The following is a 6,685-nucleotide window of genomic DNA, read 5'->3' as shown; positions in this document are numbered from 1 at the left end:
CGCCCCCCCCCCCCCCCCGCGGGGGTAGAGCCGACGGTAGAGCCGACTTCAGTCGGCTGCCTTTTCCCGCTACTCCGTGGCACTGACGCGAACCGCATCAGCCCAACGATGCACCGAGCGGCCCGATTGCAACTCCGTCCATGTACGGTGCGTCGTCGTGTGGTCACGCTGGACGTGCTGGTGCGCCATCGCACCGGTCGGGATTGCCGTCCTGGAAAACCTCACAAACAGCTCTGTTGGTCCCCTTGGGAAACACGGAGCATGCACTGGCCTGCCGATTCCATGGCGGGTGGTGCGTGGGGATCTTTTGATCCGCCGCTTTGTGAGGTTATCCGGTACGGCAACCCGCATCGCCCGCCGCCTTTCGCATCTGCGCAGGCGGCCTCCATGCATGTGAGGTCCACCGTTGAATACCGCATCTCCCACGACGCAGGAAGCAGAATCCGCCATCGCCGATGAGCTCAACGCCCGGCTGCATGCACATCCTGTGGATGGCGACTGCCTGGTGGCGGCGCTGCTGCTGATGGCAGAGCAGCGCGGAATCAGCGGCGTGGCGCGCAGCTGTGGCATGAGCAACGGCACGTTCCGGCGGCAGTTCCGCAATGCCCGCGGGTTGCCGTTGTCCACCGTGCTGCGCGTGCTGCAGTCGCTAGGCTGGCAACTGCAGGTGCAGGTCCGGTAGCGCCGAGCCATGCTCGGTGAAAAGCATCAGGGTGCATCAGCAAGAAGTCGCCGACCATGGATCGGCGCTATAGGTTGCTCGAGCGTGGAGCGCGCTGACGGCAGAGCGCTGTGTAGACTGCTTCGGGAGAATCGACGTCACTGCAAGCCGATGAATGCGACATGGCTTCGACGTAGAAGTGCTTTTCGATATCAGCGGGATAGGGCCTTGCCGCGTCGAGGAAGGCCTTTGGTCCAACGACTACAACGAAGCGTTCGTGTGGATCCCAGTAACAGGCCGAGCTCGTTGGCTGATGGAGCAGTACCACTTCACTACCGCCGGCAAAGGTGTCTACGTCGTAGAGATCGTACGCATCGCGTATGTCGATGGGTTCCGCTTCCGTCCCATCCGCAGAGAGACGCAGCAACGCTACCGATTCCAATTCCGCATCCGCCAGCGCTTTGAACGCGTTGCTGATGAAGAAGCAATCCACGATGGAAAGTGACCAGGGGAAGATGACATTGTCCCGGTTCGCTACGTGCGTCCGGAACAGCAGTGAGTCATCGCCATGCATGTGCCTGCTCCTGTCTGTGGCGGTGTGTAAGGTGCAGCGGCCACGTCGTGACCACGGAGCATTCTCACCCCTCCGCCATCCACTTTGCGAACGCTGGTTGGCGGCACGCGGCTCACTTCCGAGCCGATTGTGTATGGCCCCGGCTGTTTCGTAACGCGAGACCGGTTGGGCCGAAGCGGTGCAGACCTGTGAGGAACGCGGGTACGGATAGCGCCGAACCGTGCTCGGCAGAATGTGTCCGGGCGTTTCCGCAAAGAGCCGCCGACCATGGATCGGCGCTACCAGGGCGCTGACGGCCAGCGGCCGTCACTACCTTTCCGCAGCTGGAAATGTGTCCGGGTGCTTCAGCAAAGAGCCGCCGACCATGGATCGGCGCTACCAGGGGGCTGACGGCCAGCGGCCGTCACTACCTGTCCGCAGCTGGAAATGTGTCCGGGCGTTTCCGCAAAGAGCCGCCGACCATGGATCGGCGCTACCGGATTACGTGCGTGACAACGCCAGCAGGCGCTCGGCGATCTTCTCCAGCGGCAGCTGTTCTTCGGCCGCGCCGAGCTTGAACGCGGCGCCCGGCATGCCCCAGACCACCGAAGTGGCTTCATCCTGCACCAGCGTCGGGGCGCCTGCCTGGCGCAGCTGCAGCAGCCCGCGTGCCCCGTCATCCCCCATGCCGGTCAGGATCACCCCGATCGCATTGGCGCCGGCGCTCTGCGCAACCGACTGGAACAGCACGTCCACCGCCGGCTTGTGCCGGTTCACCGGCGGGCCGTCGTCGATCCGGCAGCGCCAGCGTGCACCATCGCGGATCACCCGCAGGTGCTTGCCGCCCGGCGGCAGGTAGGCATGGCCAGGCAGTACCGCCTCGCCATCGCCGGCCTCGCGCACGGCCATCGCCGAATGGCGATCCAGGCGCTCGGCGAATGCCGTGCTGAAGGTCGCCGGCAGGTGCTGGGTGATCACCACGGCCGGGGCGTCGGCCGGCAGGCCCTCCAGCACCACGCGCAGTGCTTCGGTACCGCCGGCCGAAGCGCCGATGGCGATCAGGCGGTCGGTAGTGCGGAACTGGGAGGGCCGTGGCGCGCTCGCTCCGCCCGGCGATGCCAGCGTTACCTTGGGTGCCACGGACGCACGCACCAGCGCACGCACGCGCGAGCGGGCCGCGGTCTTCACCTTCTCGATGATCTCATCGGCATAGCCCTGCAGGCCCCGCGTCACATCCAGTTTCGGCTTGGACACGAAATCCACCGCGCCCAGTGCCAGCGCCTGCAGCGTGGTGTCCGCGCCGCGCTCGGTCAGCGATGAAATCATCACCACCGGCAGCGGATGCAGGCGCATCAGGTTCTCCAGGAAGGCCAGGCCATCCATGCGCGGCATTTCCACATCCAGCGTGATCACGTCCGGTGCCAGCCGCTTGATCTTCTCGCGGGCCAGCAGCGGATCGGCGGCAGTGCCGACCACTTCGATGCCCGGATCGCTGGCCAGGATCTCGCTGAGGATCTGCCGGACCACGGCCGAATCGTCCACGATCAGTACGCGACAGGGTTGTTCCAGGCTCATTCGAACAGCTCCACGCCGCCGGTGACCGGGGCTTTGGACAGGCGGGCACGTACGGCCGATTCAGCTGCGGCCACTTCGGCTTCGTGCGCGTGCGGCAGGCGGTTGACCACCACGCGGCCGCTGTCGGCGAAAAACCAGATCTTGCGCGGATGGATGCCGCACAGGTCCTCGGCGATGATGGGAATGTGCTCGGCCTGCAGGTACTGGCGCACGAACTCGGCGTTGCGCGTACCCACCGGGTTGCTGGTGAAGCCCTTCAGCACGTTGGCGCCGCCGAACACCTTGGCTTCCAGGCGCTTGCGGTTGGCGCCGCGCTTGAGCAGGTCGTTGATCAGCAGTTCCATCGCGTAGCTGCCATAGCGCGCAGGTGCACCATCGCCGACGTTGCCCTCCGGCAGCAGGAAGTGGTTCATGCCACCGATGCGCAGCACCGGATCGCGCAGGCAGGCGGCCACGCAGGAACCGAGGATGGTGGTCAATGCGGTGTCATCGTCCACCACCAGGTACTGGGTAGGCAGCAGCTTGGCCGCAGTGACCTTGAAGCGGCTGTCGTAGTAGCGCATGACATCGTCTTCGCGCAGGGCGGCACTCACGTCGGTGCTCCTGGCGCACGGCGGTACAGCGTCCGGCCACACGGCTGGATCAGGTCGGCAGCATGCAGGTAGTTCTCGGAGTGCCCGGTGTAGAGCATGCCGTCGTCTGCCAGGTGGCGGACCAGCCGGCCGAGGATGTCGCGCTGGGTCGGCTTGTCGAAGTAGATCATCACGTTGCGGCAGAACAGGGCAGTGAACGGGCCGCCGATGTCGAAGCGCGGTGCGAGCAGGTTGAGCGGGCGGTAGTCGATCAGTTCACGCAGCGCGGGCACTACCCGGCACTGGCCGTCATTGGGGCCGGTGCCGCGCTGGAAATAGCGACGTTTCAGATCCGTTTCCAACGAGGCCACGCGCTCCAGCGCATAGACGCCGCGCGCAGCGGTGGCCAGCACCTGCGTATCCACGTCGGTGGCCACGATCCGTACCGGCGGCTTGAGCGTGCCGAAGGCTTCGCAGGCGGTGATCGCGATGGAGTAGGGCTCCTCGCCGGTGGACGCGGCGCATGACCAGAGCAGCAGCGGATTGGCGCTGGTGGCGGTGGCGGCCCGTGCCTGCAGTTCCTCGCGCAGCTTGTCGAAATGGTGCGGTTCGCGGAAGAACGCGGTGAGGTTGGTGGTCAGCGCATTGGTGAACGCCTGCCATTCGTCATCGCCACCGTTTTCCAGATGGTCCAGGTACTGCTGGAAGCTGCGCATGCCCAACGCACGCAGGCGCCGCGACAGACGGCCATACACCATGTCCCGCTTGGCCGGCGCCAGGGCGATGCCGGCACGTTGGTGGATGAGTTCGCAGACGCGGCGGAAATCGCGGTCGGCGAAGTCGAATTCGCGGTTGTCGATGCGGACGATCGGGGAGGCAGGCAGGGTCACAGGGGGTGTCCAGTGCGGGAACGAAGGCGCGGGCAGCTGCCCGCGCCGTTGCGGATCAGAATTCCTGCCAGTTGCCGTCGTCCGGCGTCTGCAGCACGCGCGGAGTGGGGGCTGGACGCGCGGCGGTGCGTGCCGGGGCGCGCGCCGGGCCCGCGGGCGTGACCGCGGGGCGTTCAATGCGGGCAGCGACTGCGCGCACTGCGGCATCCACCTGGTTATCCAGGCGGAAGATCGCCACGGCATCGGCAAGCTGGGTCGCCTGTTCTTCCATGGCACGCGCGGCGGCGGTGGCTTCTTCCACCAGTGCGGCGTTCTGCTGGGTGGTTTCATCCATCTGCACCACGGTCTGGTTGACCTGTTCGATGCCGGCGGACTGCTCCTGCGACGCCGCGGAGATCTCGGCCATGATGTCGGTCACGCGCTGCACCGAGGCGACGATCTCGCCCATGGTGGCGCCGGCCTGGTGGACCAGTGCGGAGCCATCGGACACCTTGCTGACCGACTCATCGATCAGGCTCTTGATCTCCTTGGCCGCTGCGGCCGAACGCTGCGCCAGCGTGCGCACTTCGCTGGCGACCACGGCGAAACCGCGGCCCTGTTCGCCGGCACGCGCCGCTTCCACTGCGGCATTCAGCGCCAGGATGTTGGTCTGGAAGGCGATGCCGTCGATCACCGAGATGATGTCGGCGATCTTCTTCGAGGAGGCTTCGATCGAGGTCATGGTGGTGACCACCTGGCCGACCACCTCGCCGCCCTGCGAGGCCACGCCGGCCGCACCGATCGCCAGCTGGTTGGCCTGCCGCGCATGCTCGGCATTCTGGCGCACGGTGGAGGTCAGTTCCTCCATCGATGCTGCGGTCTCTTCCAGGTTGGCCGCCTGCTGTTCGGTACGGCGCGACAGGTCATTGTTGCCGCTGGCGATTTCACCGGCGGCCAGGGTGATGCTGCTGGTCGCGCCCTGGATCTGGCCGACGATCCGGGTGAGCTGGATGACCGTTGCGTTGGCATCGTCCCGCATGCGGGCGAACACGCCCTGGAACTCACCGTGCATGCGTGCGGTCAGGTTGCCTTCGGCGATGGCCGAAAGCAGCGCCGACAGCTTGCCGAGGTTGTCATCGCTGACCGTCATCATCGCGTTGAGGTTTTCCACCATCGCGCGGAAATCGTGTTCGAACGCGGCGGCGTCGCCGCGCTGGCTGAAGTCGCCGGCTGCGGCCGAGGCGGCCAGCCGCTTGATTTCGGCGTTGATGCGGCCCAGGTTGGCCTTCACCGCATCGACGGTGGAGGTGATGGCGGCCTTGTCGCCGGGGTAGCGGGCGATGTCGGCGCGCAGATCGCCGATGGCGTACTGCTGCACCACCGCCAGCACGTCATGCAGGGTCTGCACGTGGCTGCCAACCAGCAGGTTGGTGTCACGCACCATCTGGCCGTACTCGCCCGGCACGCTGTCGGCGTCGATCCGGTAGGCCAGTTCGCCGGCTTCGTGACGGCGCGCCATTTCGCGCTGTCCGCCGATCACGGTGTGCAACTGGTCCTGCATGCGGCCCATGCTGTGCAGCAGGCGCCCGGGTTCGTCGTGCGGCTGTTCGCCGATGGCGTTGTCCAGCTTGCCCGCGGCAATACCTTCGGCGACCAGGGTGGCCTTGCGCAGCGGGGTGGCGATGCGGCTGCCGATCAACCAGCTCAGCGCCAGCACGACCAGCACGACGATGCCGCCGGTCAGCGCCATGATCAGCGTGAATGTCCACGCCTGGGCCTGCACGTCGTCCATGTACACGCCGCTGGTCACCACCCACTGCCACGGCGCGAACATGTGCGCATAGGTGACCTTGTCGATCGGCGCTTCGGCGCCGGGCTTGTTGGTCTGGTAGTAGGTGAAGCCACCACCGATACGCGCCATGCCCACCTGCAGGTAGTACAGCGGCACGCCGTCGACGGAGGTGTAGTCCTTCTGCACGCTGCCCACGCGCTCGGGCTTGAACGGGTGCATCAACAGCACGTAGTTCGTGTCCAGCACGTTGTAGTAGTACGCGCTGTCCTGCGCCCGCATGGCGTCGAGCGCCTGGATGGCGGCGGCCTTTGCGGCCGCTTCGGTCAGTTCGCCACTGGCCGCCAGCTTCTGGTAGTGGCTGAGCACGCCTTCGGCCAGTTCCACCTGCACCGCCAGCGATTCCTTGCGGGTTTCGGTCAGGTCCAGGTACTGCATGCGCGCAGCGACGATGGACAGTGCGATGACGCCGATGGCGATCAGCAGGGTGAGCAGGTTGAGCTTGCGGCGAACCGGGAGGTTGTCGAAGTAGCGATGCCAGCGTTGCTTGAGCGTCATGGAGCGGGACCAGAACAGGGAAGGGGGCGCGGATCTGCCGCGTCATCCGTGTTATCGGCCGCGATGGCGGACAATTGAGCCTTGCAGAGGCATTACGACCAACGGTCG

6 protein-coding genes are annotated in these 6,685 nt (G+C 66.1%); 1 reads left to right on the top strand and 5 read right to left on the bottom strand.

The features are described from left to right. The first annotated feature begins 406 nt into the window (after positions 1-406). Complete coding sequence (locus H9654_RS02925; protein WP_188324146.1) at positions 407-682, top strand: helix-turn-helix domain-containing protein; 276 nt, start codon at positions 407-409, stop codon at positions 680-682. 67 nt (positions 683-749) lie between these two features. Here the strand turns inward: H9654_RS02925 and H9654_RS02920 are convergent, their stop codons facing one another. The 5 genes from H9654_RS02920 to H9654_RS02900 all read right to left on the bottom strand — a co-directional run bounded on the left by H9654_RS02920 (position 750) and on the right by H9654_RS02900 (position 6,577). Beyond that, positions 750-1,235, bottom strand: coding sequence for a hypothetical protein (locus H9654_RS02920; RefSeq protein ID WP_191768830.1), 486 nt, complete (start codon positions 1,233-1,235; stop codon positions 750-752). Between the two features lie 480 nt (positions 1,236-1,715). Continuing rightward, positions 1,716-2,789, bottom strand: coding sequence for a protein-glutamate methylesterase/protein-glutamine glutaminase (locus H9654_RS02915; protein WP_191768828.1), 1,074 nt, complete (start codon positions 2,787-2,789; stop codon positions 1,716-1,718). Beyond that, positions 2,786-3,382 (bottom strand): chemoreceptor glutamine deamidase CheD, encoded by a 597-nt coding sequence (gene cheD, locus H9654_RS02910; RefSeq protein ID WP_101099708.1) that lies wholly within the window; start codon positions 3,380-3,382, stop codon positions 2,786-2,788. Before cheD ends, H9654_RS02915 begins: the two co-directional genes overlap by 4 nt. After that, positions 3,379-4,251, bottom strand: a complete 873-nt coding sequence (locus H9654_RS02905; protein WP_042611985.1) for a CheR family methyltransferase — start codon at positions 4,249-4,251, stop codon at positions 3,379-3,381. The genes cheD and H9654_RS02905 overlap by 4 nt, the downstream gene beginning before the upstream one ends. 55 nt (positions 4,252-4,306) lie before the next feature. Continuing rightward, entirely contained in the window at positions 4,307-6,577 is a 2,271-nt protein-coding gene (locus tag H9654_RS02900; RefSeq protein WP_191768826.1) for a methyl-accepting chemotaxis protein, read from the bottom strand. Positions 6,578-6,685 lie beyond the last annotated feature (108 nt).

Origin of the sequence: Stenotrophomonas lacuserhaii (assembly GCF_014836545.1) — a bacterium.
Classification (GTDB): Bacteria; Pseudomonadota; Gammaproteobacteria; order Xanthomonadales; family Xanthomonadaceae; genus Stenotrophomonas; species Stenotrophomonas lacuserhaii.
The sequence above is the reverse complement of the archived record's forward strand: the minus strand, read 5'-3'. Positions and strand labels throughout refer to the sequence as shown.